Source organism: Varibaculum prostatecancerukia, from assembly GCF_943169825.2.
Classification (GTDB): Bacteria; Actinomycetota; Actinomycetes; order Actinomycetales; family Actinomycetaceae; genus Varibaculum; species Varibaculum prostatecancerukia.
In genome coordinates, this window is the sequence record NZ_OW968402.1 from 1,761,626 (window position 1) to 1,778,066 (window position 16,441).

A 16,441-nucleotide genomic window follows, 5' to 3' on the forward strand; every position below is an offset into this window, starting at 1 on the left:
GCCCCACCCCGGCATCGAGGGAACTCCCGACCAGTGCTCCTATCAGCTGCTGTTAGCTGCCGGTTCTCTAGTTGGATAGCAGCCAGGAAATAATCAGATTGCCAGAGGCGCGCAGCCCATCGTGGTGCCAGTCTGGTTTTTCTAAGATATTGGCTCCCATAACCCTGCCGGTGTTTAGCGACAGGGTGCGGGGAACGAAAATATCGTCCCGGTAAACCACCGCATGTACCGGCACCTGGTTTTCCGCCAGTTTCTGCGGGTCATAAAGTACCGGCCAGTCAGTTTCTGCCGCCAAATCATCTGCTAGATTAGCTAGGGGTTTCAGCGCCGGATCTTGCGCAAAGACCCAGCTACCAAAGTGTTCCCCGGTCAGATAATAGGGTTTCCCCCAGTCGAGAGGATCGGCGTTTTGCGCGAACCCGGGAGCATTTGCGCGAATCCGATCTGCTGTCCAGGCAGTCGGCTCAACTTCGCTTTGCGGCACCGCATTCCCGTAAATAGTTTCATGCAGGAGGGCGTAGAGGGGATCTAGAGCAAAACTGACCCGGCTTCCGACTTGCCCTAAAAATTCTTGGGTGAGGTGGCGCTTGCCTCCGGTCTGCACAAAAGGCGCCTCGAAAAGGTAGCGCAGATTTTCTAGGCCCAGGGTGCGTCCCAGCTCCAGGCCTACCTGCCGAATTCGATTGGGGGTAAGTTTTTCTCCATTAGGCAGGTATTCATCGTGTTCTAGCACGTGCGCACAGGTTTGGCGGACTGCTTCTTCTATTCCGGGCAAGGCGTAGAACTCTTGGCAGCGCCGGGCGGTGGCCGCAAACGTGCGCTCGTAAATCCGGTTTACCTTGGTTAGTCCCGGCAGTCCTCCGGTGATATAGGCTTTTTCGATGGCCTCCGGAAAGCGGGAAAGATAGGCGGTAATAATAAACCCGCCGAAACTTTGCCCCATGACTGTCCACTTTTTTATTCCTAGGGCGCGGCGCAGCGCTTCCGCGTCCCCTACGATCTGGTCGGCGCGCATTAGCCGCAGCCAGGCTCCGGCGTGAGACCCCAATGCGGGAATAGTGACGTTATCGAGCGGGGTAGATCGTCCGGTTCCCCGCTGGTCAAGCATGATAATCCGGTATTTTTCCAGGGCAGCTCCGAACCAGGGGGCAGACCAATCGGCGGGACGAGAACCCTTGCAGCCGGGACCGCCTTGGAAAAAGATCAGGTAGGGTCGGTTTTCATCATCGTCGAGGGCGATTTCGCGGGCATAAATCTGGATATTGGTTTTCTGGATTTCGGCGTCTACCCAAGGGGGTAGAAACTGGTTGTCTGAATCCGAAATGTCGGAGTTTTTCTGCGATTTTGGCCGGGCTAGTTCTCCGGGAGTAACCGCAAACAGCTCGCTTTGTACCCCGCTGTCCTGCTCATCTACCCCTCGCGCCAGGTTTACTACCGGGTTTTTCGCCGAGTCCGGGTACAGGTTTAGCGCCACTTCTGGGTGGTAGAGGGGTACAGTCAGGACGTGTTCGCGGATTAGGTAACGTCCCTGGCGATACTCCTTGGGGTTAGGGTTTTGTTCTAATTGCGGATAAAGAGGGCGCGCTGGCGCTGCTGCGGGAGCGACCGGTTTTTGCTGGCCGCTAGTTTCGCGGGAGTCTTCTGGATGTAGGTATTTTGCGGATTTAGCAGCGTCCTCAGCTGGTGTATGGGAAGTTCGTTCACTGGTCCCCTCCTTTCCAGATTTCCAGCCTGGTCCTAAATCCGCTTCCCGGGGAGTCCCCGACTGGTATGCCCGCGCTACTGCCTGCGCATGACTGTCCGCTTGCTCATTAAGCGGGTGACCGGCGTGTCCTTTTACCCATTCGAAACTGACCTTCCCCTTCCTAGCAGGGTCAGATAGCAGCTGGTCTAGGCGTTTCACCAGTTCTAGGTTGGCTACTGGTTTGCCACCGCCGGTTTTCCAGCCTTTTTTCTTCCAGCCGAACCGCCATTTGGTCAAAATGTTAATCACGTATTGGGAGTCCGCCTGAATCAATAAATCATCGTCTATTCCGGCAGTTTCGGTCAGTAGATCGGCTACTGCCATCAGCTCCGCCTGGTTATTAGTTCCCAAAGTAAAACCGCCGGCACGCCAACAATCAGGTGACAGATACCAACACCAGCCGCCGGCACCGGGATTGCCGAGGGAGGAACCATCTGTTGCTGCGATAATCATCTGCAATCTCCTTACTGCACACCTGGAAAATCAAAATAACCTGGGGACGCCGGTCGGCGTCCCCAGGTTATCAGTACCAGTATCAGATCTGTGGTTCAGGCTTCGCGTTTGTCGCTCTAGCCTGGCGATTAGCTGGCGGCTTTAAAATCTGCGACCATCTTGCTGCCAGCCGTGATTAACCGCCTAGTGCCAGAAATGGCGGGTACCGGTCAGGTAGAGGGTTACCCCTGCCTCCTGGCAGGCTTTGATGGTTGCTTCATCACGAATCGAACCCCCTGGCTGCACAATCGCTTTTACGCCCGCATCAATCAGGGTTTGAGGACCATCCGCAAAGGGGAAGAAAGCATCAGAGGCGGCCACCGAGCCGCGTGCCCGCTCGGGAGCGGCCTCGCCTTCCGGCGCCTGTCCCAAGGTGTTGGCGCGTTGAACCGCCAGAGCACAAGAATCAACGCGGTTAACTTGCCCCATGCCGATGCCGACCGTGGCCTGATCCTTCGCCAGCAAAATAGCGTTCGACTTCACTGCCCGCACCGTCTTCCAAGCAAAGACCAGGTCAGCCAGGGTTTGCTCATCTGCTGCCTGTCCCGCGGCCAATTTCCAGTTTTCTGGATTATCTCCCTCGGCCTGCAAGCGGTCACGAGTTTGCGCCAACACTCCCCCGCTGATCTGCCGGAACTCCCATTCCACTGGAGCATCCGCATCAATCCGCAAAATCCGCAGATTCTTCTTAGTTTGCAGCAGCTCAAGCGCCTCTGCTTCATAATCGGGGGCAATAATCACTTCGGTGAATATCGGTTTCACCTGCTGTGCCATTTGCAAAGTCACCTTACGGTTACAGGCAATCACCCCGCCATAGGCAGACAGCGGATCGCAGCCGTGCGCCAGCAGATGTGCCTTTGCTACGTCCTCAGCAACTGCAATCCCGCAGGGGTTGGCGTGTTTGATTACCGCCACGCAAGGCTCGCTATGGTCGGTGGCAGCCCGCCAAGCTGCATCGGCGTCAGTGTAGTTGTTATAACTCATCGGCTTGCCACCCAGCTGTTCTGCCTGCGCCAGGCCGCACTCTTCGTCGGTGAAACGGTAGACCGCGGCCTCTTGATGCGGGTTTTCCCCATAACGTAAGCTGTGCAGTTCCTTGAGCTGCGGTTTCCACTCTTCCAGGTTAGGCAGGGCACTGCTAGCAGTATCCGCGTCCTCGCCTGGGAGTTGCTTAGCGAACCAGGAAGAAATCTGGGTGTCGTAAATAGCGGTGTGGTTAAAAGCGCGTGCTGCTAGCTCCCGGCGCTCCTCGGCAGTGAAGCCCCCGCGCTGCAAAGCAGCCGCTAGATCATCATAGGAGCTGGGATCAACGATCACTGCCACATCGGCGTGATTCTTGGCGGCCGCCCGAATCATCGAGGGACCTCCAATATCGATTTTTTCGATGCAATCCGCAAACCCCGCACCGGAAGCCACCGTGTCTGCGAAGGGGTAAAGATTGCAAACCACCAGGTCAATCGGGGTTACTTTTAATTCTTCTAGCTGCGCAACGTGGGCCGGCAGCTCCCGGTTAGCCAAAATCCCCGCGTGAATCAGCGGGTGCAGAGTTTTTACCCGCCCGTCTAGGCATTCGGGAAACCCGGTTACCTGAGAAACTTCAGTTACCTCTACCCCAGCAGCGGCAATCTGATGGGCGGTAGAACCGGTGGAAATAATTTCTACCCCAGCAGCCTGTAGGCTTTTTGCCAGTTTATCCAGACCGGTCTTATCGTACACGCTGACCAGGGCACGTTTAATGGGTTTAATTTCGCTCATGACGCGGGATCCTTTTGTTGCATTCTTTGTCCAGCCCAGGCGAGCGACTGTCCCTTTACGTTCCCCAGTGGTAATCCACTTTTTTCGCCAGTCACGTAAAAACCAGTCTACCCTGCTGGCTTCGGCGACGAAAGTTAGTCTTGGTCGGGAATTTCAATAGCTTGGGTGGAGGTATCGTCCGCATCGCGGTGCGGTTTGCCAGCTTTTAGCCGTCCTCGTTTGAAAAGTGAGCGTTTGATTGCTGGCCGCGTGAGCTCTGCTGCTGGGAGCCGCTTAGCAGAGGATTTTATTTTTTCTAGCACCTGCTGTTCTTTCGCAATAACTTCATCGGTTTTGCGTTCTGCCCAATCGGTGACTAAATCTTTGATTTCTTCGGTGTCAGCCGGGAGCGCGCCACGAGAGCGGGCAAAGATTTCTTGCGGAGTTGGCGGAGCCGGGCGGGTCGGCTCTGAGGACTCCCGCTCACTTGCTGTTTCACTGTCCGAGTTACCGGTGGTTTCGGGGGTGCTTTCTTCGGGGACATTTTCGTTGTTTTCTTCCCGCTCGTCCTCATGCTCACTTTCTTCATTAGCGAGAGTTTCTGGCTCATCAGCTTCAGGCAGTTCGCGCGTCTGGGGAATCTCTGTCGTTTCCTCCCCTTCCACGACTGGGGAGGCTTCTGGCGACTCACTTTCTGCCGCATCTGCGGTTGCGTTTTCTTCTTTTTCAGTGGCGGTCTGCTCGCCTTCTGCTGCGTCCGCGGCCTTAACGGTAGTATCGCTGCTCAAAGGAGTCCAGGAGCGATAATCTTTAGCTTTTTCTTTCGCGGCTGCAAAACCTTGGCGGCTAGCGCGCACACTCGCCCTCTTGACCAAAAAGAATTTATCTACCAAATAGGCGCGGGAGTGGGGATGCAAAACCGTTCCTACCAGTGTAATTGGCGCCCAAACCAGAAATAATCCCATGGCGGCAACAGCCAATGGATGCGCCCCCCAGGCGGACATCCGTCCCGCGCCGATAGAACCGGAGCCTAAGAAACAGAACCACGCGGTCAAAAAGGTAAATAAAAGCGCTCCCACCAGGAAAGATGCTACGTGTGAAAAGAAGTCAACCCGAGCCATTACGGTATAAAACAGATATCCAACCATCAGGCTAAGTACCGCAATCAACGCCAATACCCAATATCCGGGGGTTTGGGCAGGTAGCGCCCCCAGGATGGGCACTGCCGGAATCGGGCCAGCTTTCACCTGAGTTAAAGAGCGGATAGTGCCGGTACCCTGCTGGAATCCCGGCCCCAAAATCCAGGCTAACGCCCAGGTCTGAACGGTAGGCAGATAGAGCAGTTGCGCCAACCAGATGAGGACGCCTGCCCCCAGGGATACCCCGTACAGGTCATAGATTTTATTTACTGCCGTGATATGGGAAAACACTTGGGCAAGCACCAGAATCAAGGTGACAATCCCGAAGAACGTAAACATTTGCCATCCGGCGCGTACCCCGGAAACTACCCAGCCAGGCACCGTCCAGGTGCTATTATTTCCGTCCCAACTGCGCTCATCGCGGTCGATTCCCAGGCGACGATTTTCCAGATCTTGTCTATAGGCACGGTCGGGCTGGCGCATCCGCAGGATGAGAGTCCGGCTCCAAGCCGTAAAACGGTTAAAATCAGCAGCTAGACACGCTTTAGGACGGAGCAGCGAAGGCTTTTCGGTATCGAGGCGTTGATCGCGGTCAAATAGGTAAAAAGCGTAGGCAACAGCGGCAAGACCGTGTAGGAACGCCCAAAAAAACAAGCCTCCCAAACTATAGGCTCCGCGGATTGCTAGACCCACCAGGGTGGCAATTGCCGCTTGCGCAAAAGGATAAGCCCACAGGATGGTTTTACTTTCGAGGACGAAACTATGTGCTAGGCGCCCAGCTAACCACAGGTAGGCAATCCACAGTCCCAAAGGAATCACCGATAAGGTGGCGGCTCCACCGAGGGTGCCGCTTAGGGGAACCCCGAAGCCTAATGCCCAGACGCTGGCGCCTACTGTCAGGGATTCCGTCCAGACAGTATCCACCATCCAGGGGTTGCCAGAGGTGGAAAAATACACTCCCGCACTGATCGCTAAGAAAATTATCCAGGGAAATATGCAGGTGATGAGGGCGGCGGCCACCATCCGGGGAATCCCTCGCGGAATCCTCACGGTGAGGGTGCGCCGCCCCTTTTGGGAGCTAGCTACGGTTTTGTTTCCAGCCGATTTTGCGGATACTTTCCCAGCAGGGGAAGTTTTCTGTCTTGCTAGCCGCAATTTCCCGCCTAAGGGGCTCCCCTTACCTTTCTTGGTGCCGCCGGAGCCATTCTTGACTTTGTCGGAATACTTATTTTTGCCCCCCGGACGCTCAGTTCCGGATTTTCGCGCGTTTTTCTTTTCTGGTTTAGGCGATTTTCCTACGGAGGTATAGGCGGATACTTTCCTCGCACCCGCAGGTTGCCGAGGAATCTTTGGAACTTTAGGCCGCCGTAACATCCCTACTATTGTCCACTTTTTCGCGGTACTGCCATTTAGGCGCACCGCGCTCAAGCCTGCCCCGCGCTGAATAATGGTTGTGGGGGCGGCGCTAGGCGCCGCCCCCACAACATTTTCAGGTATTTCAATTTTAGCTGACGTGCTGTCACCAGCGGGAGGATTAGCTAACTGGCAGCAACTGCCATTTAGCTAAGCGCTTTATATGCCTCCCGCGCCAGCTCGGCAGTCTGGGAAGGAGTCTTCCCGACTTTTACGCCGTGGGCTTCCAAGGCTTCTTTCTTGGCTTGGGCAGTCCCTGCCGAACCGGAGACGATAGCGCCCGCATGCCCCATGGTTTTACCTTTAGGAGCAGTAAAGCCTGCTACATAGGCGATCACCGGTTTGGTGACATTAGCGGCGATATAGTCGGCGGCGCGTTCTTCCGCGTCTCCCCCGATCTCACCAATCATCACGATTACTTTGGTGTCGGGGTCTTTTTCAAAGGCCTCGAGAGCATCGATATGGGTGGTACCCACCACCGGGTCACCGCCAATCCCCATACAGGTGGTAAAGCCGATATCGCGGAGCTCAAACATCATCTGATAAGTCAAAGTACCGGACTTGGATACCAGTCCGATGGGACCAGAACCGGTAATATCGGCGGGGGTAATCCCCACATTGGACTGTCCCGGGGTAATGATTCCCGGACAGTTAGGGCCGATAATCCGACAGCCCTTTTCCAGGGCGGCATTTACGAACTCGGTGGAATCTTGTACCGGGATTCCCTCGGTGATCACCACGATTAGCGGCATTCCGGCCTCAACCGCCTCTAGCACCGCCCCTTTAGCGAAACGCGGGGGAACGAACACTACCGAAACATTCGCGCCCTCTTTTTCCATTGCTTCTTTTACGGTGCCAAAAACCGGTACCGAAACCGTTCCGGCTTTAATACCTTTCTTTTCTGCGGCTTCTCCCAGGGGGACGATATCGAAATCGACCGTTTGCCCTGCTTTCTTGGGGTTGGTACCCCCTACCACATTGGTACCGGCACCTAGCATTAATCGGGTGTGTTTGCGCCCCTCGGAACCGGTCATGCCCTGTACGACAATCCGGGCTGAGGAATCAAGGAATACTGACATTTGGTTTCTCCTTATTCTTTTACCGATTCTTAACAGCCGGCAGCGAGTTTAGCTGCCTGGGCGGCACCGGCATCCATAGTTTCTACCATGGTCACCTGCTGCAGGTTCGCTTCTTCCAAAATCTTGCGACCAGCCGCCACCGCGTTACCATCTAGCCGCACCACCAGCGGCTTCGTGGCTTTATCGCCCAACATTTCGATTGCTTTCACGATTCCGGAAGCTACCTGGTCGCAGGCGGTGATTCCCCCGAATACGTTTACGAATACTGACTTGACCTGGGGATCGCCCAGAATCACGTCCAACCCATCAGCCATCACCTGCGCGGAGGCGCCGCCCCCGATATCTAGGAAGTTGGCTGGTTTCACTCCATATTCCTCGCCCGCGTAAGCCACCACGTCCAAAGTAGACATCACTAGACCAGCGCCGTTACCAATAATCCCCACCTGACCTTCCAGGTGTACATAGTTCAAGCCTTTTTCTTTAGCTTTGGCTTCCAGAGGATCCTCGGTGCGTTTGTCTACCAACTGGTCGTGACCGGGCTGCCGGAAACGGGCATTATCATCCAAGGTTACTTTCCCGTCCAGGGCAATAATCTCGCCTTCTTCACTGGATACTAGGGGGTTTACCTCGACCAGGGTAGCATCCTCGCCCTGGTAGACATCCCAGAGCCCCTCCAGCACCGGTACGGCCTTAGCGATCAGCTCTTCATCCTCGAAACCGGCCTGTTTCAGAATGTTGCGGGCAACATCCTCGTCAATCCCAGTAACCGGCAGCGGAACTTTGGCCAGTGCCTCCGGGCGCTCTTTGGCTAGCTGCTCGATTTCCATGCCGCCTTCTTTAGAGCACATCGCCAGGTGGCGACGGTTTGAGCGGTCAAGCAAAATCGAGAAATAGTATTCGGAAGCGATATCGGCACCAGCGGCAACTAACACCCGATGCACGGTATGCCCCTTAATATCCATACCCAAGATTTCTTCGGCTTTTTCGCGGGCTTCCTGGGGACTGCGAGCGAGTTTAACCCCGCCAGCCTTTCCCCGCCCTCCTGTCTTTACCTGCGCTTTTACCACCACTAGGGGTGCAGCGAGTTTCTCGGCAGCTTTTTGCGCTTCTTCAGGAGTTTCGGCCACGATTCCGGCTAGCACGGGAACTCCGTGAGCCTCGAATAAGTCACGAGCCTGGTATTCGTAAAGGTCCACTTGCACGTCCTCTCAGTAAGTACCTCGACATCAAGATATAGGACTATAGTACCGCATATTTGCGCTTATTTCGTCACCAGAAAGTGTTCTCCCTCACGTTTGCGCTGGAACAGGGTTGGCATCAGAAAGCTCCGCGAAACCCGTACGGAAATGAAACATCAGTAACGATGAGGGCGCAGGTGGGGATTTTCTTTCCTTCGTGCACCCGCTGAGCTTTTACGCGGTCAGAAGCGAAAAAAATACCGGTTCACGGTACAGTTAAGTGACAGCCGGAACATGCTGGACGAAAAACCAAGAAAGTGAAACGGAAATAGCTATGCTTTTGTGGGATCGCGCAGCCGCGCTGATCGTATGCTACTTCTTGGCGACACTGCTAATTCCCTTTCTGGTCAAATACTTTAGGCAGCGCACTTTTTACATCGCCGCCCTCATGCCCCTGGGAGCCTTAATCTGGACGCTATCGCACACCCGGCAGGCTTTCGGCACGGGATCGCAAGGATTGGCTGACTTTTATCAATGGTCAAGTGCGCTAGATTTGGAAATAGGATTTCGCCTAACCGGCCTATCATGGCTGATGCTGACAGTAATTAACCTGGTTGGCGCTTTGATCTTGGTGTATTGTGCGCAATATTTCTCTGAAAATTCTCCGCGCCTTCGTCAATTTATCGCAGCTTTCCTAGGTTTTGCCGCCTCGATGTCAGGTCTGGTCTTAGCAGATCACACCATGACCCTCTATTTCTTTTGGGAAATCACCACTTTCAGTTCCTTTATTTTGATTGGTCACGAGGCTGAGGAACGTGCCTCTCGCGCTGCCGCTCGCCAAGCGATTTTGGTGACCACCACCGGTTCTTTAAGCATGTTCGCCGGTTTCGTGATTTTAGGAATCATGCCCGGAGGCTCCTTTAGAATCAGCGAACTGTTAACCGTACTCTCTTCCCCTACCGCCCTGGGCACTCCCGTCGAGCCGGTGGCAGCTATCAGCGGATTAGCGTTAATTCTTTTTGCGGCAGTTACCAAATCGGCGATTTTCCCAACCCACTTTTGGCTCCCCTCCGCGATGGCTGCCCCCACCCCGGTCTCGGCTTTCCTGCACGCTGCCGCGATGGTTAAAGCTGGTATCTACCTACTTGCCCGTTTTGCACCCGCCTTTGCCAGTTTCCCCGGACTTACCTGGGCAATCGTAGGTTTAGGGGGATTCACCATGCTGCTAGGTGGATACTCCGCACTGCGGCAAACCGACCTAAAACTGGTGTTAGCTTTCGGTACCGTATCTCAGCTGGGATTCCTGACTATGCTAATTGGCTCAGGGAACCCCCAACTTTACTTGGCGGGACTGTGCGTTTTGGCTGCACATTCCACCTTCAAATCCGGATTGTTCCTAACTACGGGTACTATTGAAAAACAGACCGGCACCCGCGAGTTTCCCAGCCTGTGCGGGCTGGGGGAACGTTCCCGGAAACTGGCCATTTGCGCTCTCGCGGGGATTCTATCTATGTCCGGAATCCCGATCACCAGCGGATACCTCGGAAAAGAGCACACCATTACCGCTCTTCTAGGTGCAGGACGCGACCTTGAATCCGGGGTGATTCTGGCGGTCCTGATTGCCGGATCTGCCCTCACCTTCGCTTACTCGCTGCGTTATTTTTGGGGAGCCTTTAGCCATAAACATGACCGGCAGGGAACTTGTCCCCATCGCCAAAAACTGCGGGCAACCGGTAAAACTCTGACCATCATTCCCGGCGTACTTACCGGACTTTCGTTGTGCCTGGGGTTCCTGCCCGGTGTCCTTGACGGTTTTCTGGGGCAAACCGCTGTGCAAATCTACGGGAAAAATCCGGGTCATCTGCATCTTTGGTCAGGGATACTCCCCGGTTTAGTGACCGCGCTGATCCTGATTGCAGGAGGTTGGTTGTTCTGGAGTCGCGCCCGCCTGGCACGCTTGCAACGCCGTCTAGCCTTCTCGCCGCGTTGGGGCGCCCAAGGTATTTATTCGCGCACTATCCGCAGCCTAGAAAGTGGCGCCTCCTGGGTGACTGGCAAGGTACAAACCGGATCCCTACCTACTGATCTTTCGGTGATATTTACCGTTGCGGTGTTGGCAGGAGCAGTATGCATGCTAGGGATTTCCGATATGCATCGCTGGCATTTCGCCGATTCCTTCGGGCAAGCATTCATCTGTTTTGCCCTTATCGGAATGGCCGCTATCTGCGTAGTTGCTCAACGTCGCCTAAATGCTGTGCTGGCACTTTCGGCTTGTGGAGCCGCAGTTGCCGCAGTTTTCGTTCTCCAGGGCGCTCCTGACTTAGCGCTAACTCAACTGGTAGTCGAAGCGGTCACTTTGACTCTTTTCTTGCTGGTACTGCGGCGCCTACCCGCACGTTTTTCTCGCCGCCTCAGCCGCTGGGCGCCCGGGTACCGGCTTCTAATGGCCGCTGCCTGCGGAGTGGGCGTAGTGCTATTAGGGCTATCCACCGCCTCTGCCCGGATTCATGAACCGGTCTCCAACCTGGTAACTACCGAGGGTAGCATTTTTGCGGGCGGTCAAAACCTGGTCAATATCTTGCTGGTGGACGTGCGAGCCTGGGATACCGTGGGGGAACTGTCGGTACTGCTAGTTGCCGCCACCGGGGTTACCGCCCTCATCTACCTGCGAGGATTATCTACTGCGCTCGCTGACTCCCAACGCGCTCGCCGATACCGACTATTGGCGAGGGCGCGCAAACGGCGGGGTCGCTTAAAGGAAACTTCTGCCGCCCCCCAGCAAACCTGGCTAGCCGTCGCCACTTTAATCAATCCGCGCCGCCGCTCTATTTTGCTGGAGGTTTCCACCCGAATCCTCTTCGATACTTTGCTACTGGTATCGGTATGGCTACTGTTTATTGGACACAACCACCCTGGTGGAGGCTTTATCGGTGGCATGGTTGCCGGTATTGCTATCACTATCCGTTATTTTGCAGGAGGGCGTTTTGAACTGCTGGAGGCAGTCCCGGCGCGTCCGGGCGGAGTGATCGCTATCGGAATGACTACTGCGGTAGTTAGCGCCCTAGTCCCCCTGGCCTTTGGCTACACCATTTTGCAAAGCGTGGAGGCTCACCTTGATTTAGGGATCTTAGGGGATTTGCACTTTACTTCTGCAATGGGGCTAGATATTGGGGTATATCTGCTGGTTATCGGGGTGGTGCTTGATTTGCTGCAGTCCTTAGGATCCGAGATTGACCGGCAGGGCGAATCTGCGGGACACCAGTTGCCGGAAATTGATATTACCGGGCGCGAAGATCCAGCGGATCAGCCGCCAGGCTTTAGGGACGCTAAGGGCGAGACCTCAGTTTCGTCCTCCGCGAGCGAAGGAACAAAGCTCACTCCAGAACTAAGTTCCCTCTCTGAACCTCGGGAGGCACAACGATGAGTGTTTCTTTATGTCTACTTTTAGCTGCCGGCTTCCTGGTTGCCTGCGGGGTTTACTTGGTCACTGAACGCACTTTGACCCGCATAGTTATCGGATTAGGGCTGCTGGGCAACGGGATTAACTTATTTCTGCTTTCCCAGGGCGGTGCGGCCGGGACCGCCCCGATTCTAGGAACTGCCCTTTCAAAAATGTCCGATCCGCTCCCCCAGGGAATGATTCTGACTGCGATTGTGCTTTCTATGGCCACTACCGCCTTCGGTCTGGCGCTTGCCTATCGCTCCTGGCGACTGTCGGGGCATGACGAAGTTACCGATGACCTGGAAGATAGGCGGCTGGCAAAGAAAGTGGGCGATACCGAGCGTTTCTTGCGCCTAGATTTGGATGAACTCGACAAGAGCCACGGACGTAAAAGGAGGGAGCTGTGAACTTTCTGTTGGCACTGCCAGTGCTCCTCCCCCTATTAGCGGCAGCTTTAACCTTAGGATTGGGACGCCACTATCGCACCCAGTCAGTAGTTGCCTTCACCACCCTGACTGCTTCCCTGGTAGTTGCCATCATGATTTTGGTGTTTTCCGACGAGGCAACCCTGGTTCTGGATGTCGGTTCGTGGGCGGCTCCAATCGGGATTTCCCTGGTTGGTGACCGTCTAGCTGCGATAATGCTGTGTACTTCCCTGGTGGTGATGGTGGCGGTACTGGCCTATTCCCTTGCAGAAGGCACTGTCCACGAGTCAGAAGATATCCCTACCCCAATTTTTCACCCCACCTACCTGGTGCTATGTGCCGGAGTTAATAACGCGTTCCTCACCGGCGATATGTTTAACCTGTACGTGGGGGTAGAAATCCTGCTCACCTCCTCTTTCGTCCTGATCACTCTGGGAGGCACCCGAGATCGGATTCGTTCCGGTACCGTCTATGTGGCGGTATCGATGGTGGGGTCAGCGGTTTTCCTGATTGCCCTGGCTGCTCTCTATGGCGCCTGCGGCACTATGAATATGGCACAGCTGTCTATGCGGCTAACCGAAATCGACCCGGCAGTCGCTATGCTGATCCAAACGCTATTCCTGGTGGGTTTTGGTTTGAAGGCGGCGGTTTTCCCGCTTTCGGCTTGGCTTCCGGACTCTTACCCTACGGCTCCCGCGCCGATTACCGCAGTATTTGCGGGTTTGCTTACCAAAGTCGGGGTGTATGCAATTATCCGGATGCAGGTACTGATTTTCCCGGAGTCACCGGTGGATATAGTGCTAGCAGTGGTGGGGATTCTCACCATGATTGTGGGGATTTTGGGGGCAGTGGCTCAAGACGATATTAAACGGCTGCTTTCTTTTACCTTGGTTTCCCATATTGGTTTTATGATCTGGGGGATTTCCCTGGCCAATACCCTGGGGGTGGCTTCGGCTATCTTTTACGCCGTCCACCATATTTTGGTGCAAACCACTTTGTTCCTGGTGGCAGGGATGATGGAGAAGGTGGGCGGCTCCACCTCGCTACGCCGTCTGCACTCTCTGGCAAAAATTTCCCCGCTACTAGCCGTCTGGTATTTAATTCCGGCTTTCAATCTGGTGGGTTTCCCGCCTTTGACCGGATTTTTGGGCAAACTTGGTTTGGCGGAGGCCACGGCGGCGCGTAACACTCCCCTGGCTTGGGCGCTGCTGGCTGCGGGGCTGATTGCTTCGCTGCTCACCCTATATGTGGTGGTGAAAATCTGGCTGCAAACTTTCTGGCAGGGACGTGAATCTGCGCAAGAAAGTGGCGGCGAAGAAGAGGAAGCGGTCGACACTTTTGAAACTGCCTCCCGGATTCCGCGGGGAGTATGGACAGCAACTGGTTTCCTAACTGCAGTAACGATCGGTATGTCGGTTTTTGCCGGTCCGGTCTATACCTTTACTGAACGCGCCACGATTTCTATGTCACGGGCTGAATATCAACGCGCGATTCTCGGCGAGGACGGACGCGGACACGGAATCTCAAAAATTGCTGCTGGGCTCCCGGAAGATTTAGTTGCTGAGGTGGGAAGTCAAAATACTCCCTCGGGAGCAAAGACCAGTGCGCACGACTTTGTTCTCGATACGTTTTCGCTGGTTCCAACGGATTTTAGCGGATCCGCCATGATGAGGGGAGGTAGCGATGACTAACGAAAAAACGGACAGGTCTGACAAAGGAAACGCAGCTCCGGCAGATTCCCCGGAGAAGATTGCGCAAGTGCTAACAGATTCTGTTGACGAGCGGAACAAGCGAGAGGGATTGGAAGAAACCCCCGCCAGCGCCAGGTCGCAACGCCCTGGTCTAAAACAGCGTTTGCGAACACTGCCTCGCCGCTGCTCCTTGGGGATGACTACCTGGCTGTTTGTAGTGTGGCTATTGCTGATTCGGGATCTTTCAGCGGTTTCGATTTGTGGCGGTTTACTGCTTGCGGTAGCACTGCAAACATTTTCCCCGATGCCACACGTCAATCCGGTCAAGCGTTTTCGCCCTCTGCGAGTAACTTGGCTGATTCTGCGGTTTGCCTGGGATTTGCTGGCTTCGGCTTTCCAGGTGGCTTATGTGGTTTTGCGCAGCAAACCGGCTCGTCCCCAGATGATTGAAGTGGAGATGGTGACCCGCTCAGAGTTTTATTTGACTATGGCGTCGGCAATGACTTGCCTGGTGCCCGGGTCTTTAGTGGTACGAGCCCAAATAAATCCTTCGCGCGTAGTTTTGCACGTGTTGGACGGACAACTTTCGGGAGGAGCACGGGGAGTAGAGAAATCTTTGCACGCCCTCGAAATGAGAATTGTAAAAGCCCTGGGTAGCCGGGCAGAGATTCGTGAGGCCGAGGAACGTTTGCAAAGCTATGAACAGCTAGTTGCGGAGGGGAAAATCCCCTATTCGGGCAGGAGTCCTTACCTACCCGCGGATATACCCCAGCAACCTGCTAGCGAAGGGAGGCAATCGCTATGACCTTAATTTTCACTTTGAACTGGGCGATGTTGTGCGTTGCTGAACTACTGGCGCTCTATATTTTATGGCGGGGACCGGGGATTTTGAATCGTACAGTGGCGCTGGATCTGCTTACTGCCATCACCATCGGGATTATTTGCCTGATATCGGTTACTGGGGAGCGCGATGACACCATGCAGATTTTATTGATTCTGACTTTGGTGAGTTTCTTGACCGCGACGTCGGTAGCGCGGATTATTGGGCAGCGTTCGGCGGCGGAACAGGCTCACGATGCTGATCCTGGTGCTGCTATTAAGCCGCAGCAAGTGACCGATACGACCACGGCGGAAGGAGGACGCGATGAGTGAAACTTGGTCTACCGTCCTCACATACCTGGGGGTAGCGATTTTAACCCTGGGTTCTGCCATGACGCTGATTGCCGCCATTGGAGTGGTGAAGCTGCCGACTCTGTTGCAAAGGCAGCATGCAGCTACAAAACCGCAGTTAACTGGGTTTATTTTAACCTGTCTGGGATTAGTGGCGATTCGGCAAACCTGGTCCTGGCTTACGGTAGTGATGCTGGCGATTGTGTTGCAGACAATAACTGCGCCGATTGGGGCCCATCTAATTGGGAGAACCGCTAAGCAACGCGGCGAAATCAAAGATGCCGGTGAGACGGTTTATCGCCACCTGCACTTGCCGGTTCCCGGTAAAGATGCGCCTGCAGTAATCCGAGACAGTTAACTTCATGTACACCCGTAAGCAAAATAAAACCACTCTCAATGTAGTTTTTATTATGCATTGGATGCTGTATTTGATACCTGAATGCTGTTTTCCCGGGGGTCTGAAGCAAAATCACCTTGCTAGCAACATCTCGATATACATTGTTTACGATATTGCTAATTTCCGGCACGGTAGCTATCCCGGTAGTGAGCTGCATTTAAAAATCAACCCCGCGTAGAGAGTAATTCTTGAACCGTGGTAACTATCGATTAATCGTGTTCTGGGAGGCTGTCTAAGCCTGCCTGCCACTTGGCAATTTTTTCGGGTGCGCCCTGCATGTCACCGAGGAACAGATCAATAAAAAGCAGGACAGAATCAACAAAACCAGCCCCATCACACTTTTCGTGGCTATCTAAAAGAGCTATTTGCTCGGGGGTAGCATGAGCTTCGAAGAAAGCACGCGAAGCAGTGTAAAGCTCATCATAAGTCATCGTTTTCACCCCCGGAATAGTCGATAACCGCTGTACTCATGTCCACTATGACAAGCATAGTCCTGCCTTAGACATAATCTCTGCCGGGGTAGAATCTTTCACGGCT

Annotated in this window: 12 protein-coding genes and 1 riboswitch; of the genes, 6 read left to right on the top strand and 6 right to left on the bottom strand. The window is 54.6% G+C overall.

Features of this window, described 5'->3' with window-relative positions:
• Positions 1–67: 67 nt before the first annotated feature.
• From KO216_RS07655 to sucC, 5 genes are all read right to left on the bottom strand, one after another.
• The gene (locus KO216_RS07655; protein WP_215523635.1) at positions 68–2,197 is read right to left on the bottom strand and encodes an alpha/beta fold hydrolase; all 2,130 of its coding nucleotides are present in this window, start codon (positions 2,195–2,197) and stop codon (positions 68–70) included.
• A 183-nt stretch (positions 2,198–2,380) separates the two neighbouring features.
• Entirely contained in the window at positions 2,381–3,991 is a 1,611-nt protein-coding gene (gene purH, locus KO216_RS07660) for a bifunctional phosphoribosylaminoimidazolecarboxamide formyltransferase/IMP cyclohydrolase (RefSeq protein ID WP_215523636.1), read from the bottom strand.
• A gap of 26 nt (positions 3,992–4,017) precedes the next feature.
• A riboswitch (ZMP/ZTP riboswitch) is annotated at positions 4,018–4,096 on the bottom strand.
• Positions 4,097–4,125: 29 nt separating this feature from the next.
• Complete coding sequence (locus tag KO216_RS07665) at positions 4,126–6,591, bottom strand: cell division protein PerM (protein ID WP_215523637.1); 2,466 nt, start codon at positions 6,589–6,591, stop codon at positions 4,126–4,128.
• 77 nt (positions 6,592–6,668) lie between these two features.
• Positions 6,669–7,601 (bottom strand): succinate--CoA ligase subunit alpha, encoded by a 933-nt coding sequence (gene sucD / locus KO216_RS07670; RefSeq protein WP_071128747.1) that lies wholly within the window; start codon positions 7,599–7,601, stop codon positions 6,669–6,671.
• A 29-nt stretch (positions 7,602–7,630) separates the two neighbouring features.
• Positions 7,631–8,797, bottom strand: coding sequence for an ADP-forming succinate--CoA ligase subunit beta (sucC, locus tag KO216_RS07675; RefSeq protein ID WP_071128748.1), 1,167 nt, complete (start codon positions 8,795–8,797; stop codon positions 7,631–7,633).
• 316 nt (positions 8,798–9,113) lie between these two features.
• Between sucC and KO216_RS07680 the strand changes: the two genes are divergently transcribed.
• Genes KO216_RS07680 through mnhG form a run of 6 tightly spaced genes read left to right on the top strand, consistent with a single transcriptional unit; the run spans position 9,114 to position 15,865 of the window.
• Positions 9,114–12,203, top strand: coding sequence for a Na+/H+ antiporter subunit A (locus KO216_RS07680; RefSeq protein WP_215523638.1), 3,090 nt, complete (start codon positions 9,114–9,116; stop codon positions 12,201–12,203).
• Positions 12,200–12,628, top strand: coding sequence for a Na(+)/H(+) antiporter subunit C (locus KO216_RS07685; protein ID WP_071128750.1), 429 nt, complete (start codon positions 12,200–12,202; stop codon positions 12,626–12,628). The genes KO216_RS07680 and KO216_RS07685 overlap by 4 nt, the downstream gene beginning before the upstream one ends.
• Positions 12,625–14,337: a Na+/H+ antiporter subunit D gene (locus KO216_RS07690; protein ID WP_215523639.1), complete on the top strand. Its 1,713-nt coding sequence runs from the start codon at positions 12,625–12,627 to the stop codon at positions 14,335–14,337. The genes KO216_RS07685 and KO216_RS07690 overlap by 4 nt, the downstream gene beginning before the upstream one ends.
• Positions 14,330–15,142 carry a Na+/H+ antiporter subunit E gene (locus tag KO216_RS07695; RefSeq protein WP_215523640.1) on the top strand — a complete coding sequence of 271 codons (813 nt, stop codon included), beginning with the start codon at positions 14,330–14,332 and terminating at the stop codon, positions 15,140–15,142. Before KO216_RS07690 ends, KO216_RS07695 begins: the two co-directional genes overlap by 8 nt.
• A complete protein-coding gene (locus KO216_RS07700; RefSeq protein ID WP_071128753.1) occupies positions 15,139–15,489 on the top strand; it encodes an MrpF/PhaF family protein in 351 nt (116 codons plus the stop codon). Before KO216_RS07695 ends, KO216_RS07700 begins: the two co-directional genes overlap by 4 nt.
• Positions 15,482–15,865, top strand: a complete 384-nt coding sequence (mnhG, locus tag KO216_RS07705) for a monovalent cation/H(+) antiporter subunit G (protein WP_215523641.1) — start codon at positions 15,482–15,484, stop codon at positions 15,863–15,865. Before KO216_RS07700 ends, mnhG begins: the two co-directional genes overlap by 8 nt.
• Before the next feature lie 248 nt (positions 15,866–16,113).
• Here the strand turns inward: mnhG and KO216_RS07710 are convergent, their stop codons facing one another.
• Positions 16,114–16,335, bottom strand: a complete 222-nt coding sequence (locus tag KO216_RS07710; protein WP_215523642.1) for a hypothetical protein — start codon at positions 16,333–16,335, stop codon at positions 16,114–16,116.
• Positions 16,336–16,441 lie beyond the last annotated feature (106 nt).

Excerpts from the sequence above, each read along its gene's own strand:
- KO216_RS07700 (WP_071128753.1), top strand. The coding sequence starts at position 15,139 with ATGACCTTAATTTTCACTTTGAACTGGGCGATGTTGTGCGTTGCTGAA.
- sucD (WP_071128747.1), bottom strand. The coding sequence starts at position 7,601 with ATGTCAGTATTCCTTGATTCCTCAGCCCGGATTGTCGTACAGGGCATG.
- KO216_RS07680 (WP_215523638.1), top strand. The coding sequence starts at position 9,114 with ATGCTTTTGTGGGATCGCGCAGCCGCGCTGATCGTATGCTACTTCTTG.
- KO216_RS07710 (WP_215523642.1), bottom strand. The coding sequence starts at position 16,335 with ATGACTTATGATGAGCTTTACACTGCTTCGCGTGCTTTCTTCGAAGCT.
- KO216_RS07695 (WP_215523640.1), top strand. The coding sequence starts at position 14,330 with ATGACTAACGAAAAAACGGACAGGTCTGACAAAGGAAACGCAGCTCCG.
- KO216_RS07685 (WP_071128750.1), top strand. The coding sequence starts at position 12,200 with ATGAGTGTTTCTTTATGTCTACTTTTAGCTGCCGGCTTCCTGGTTGCC.
- KO216_RS07655 (WP_215523635.1), bottom strand. The coding sequence starts at position 2,197 with ATGATTATCGCAGCAACAGATGGTTCCTCCCTCGGCAATCCCGGTGCC.
- mnhG (WP_215523641.1), top strand. The coding sequence starts at position 15,482 with ATGAGTGAAACTTGGTCTACCGTCCTCACATACCTGGGGGTAGCGATT.
- purH (WP_215523636.1), bottom strand. The coding sequence starts at position 3,991 with ATGAGCGAAATTAAACCCATTAAACGTGCCCTGGTCAGCGTGTACGAT.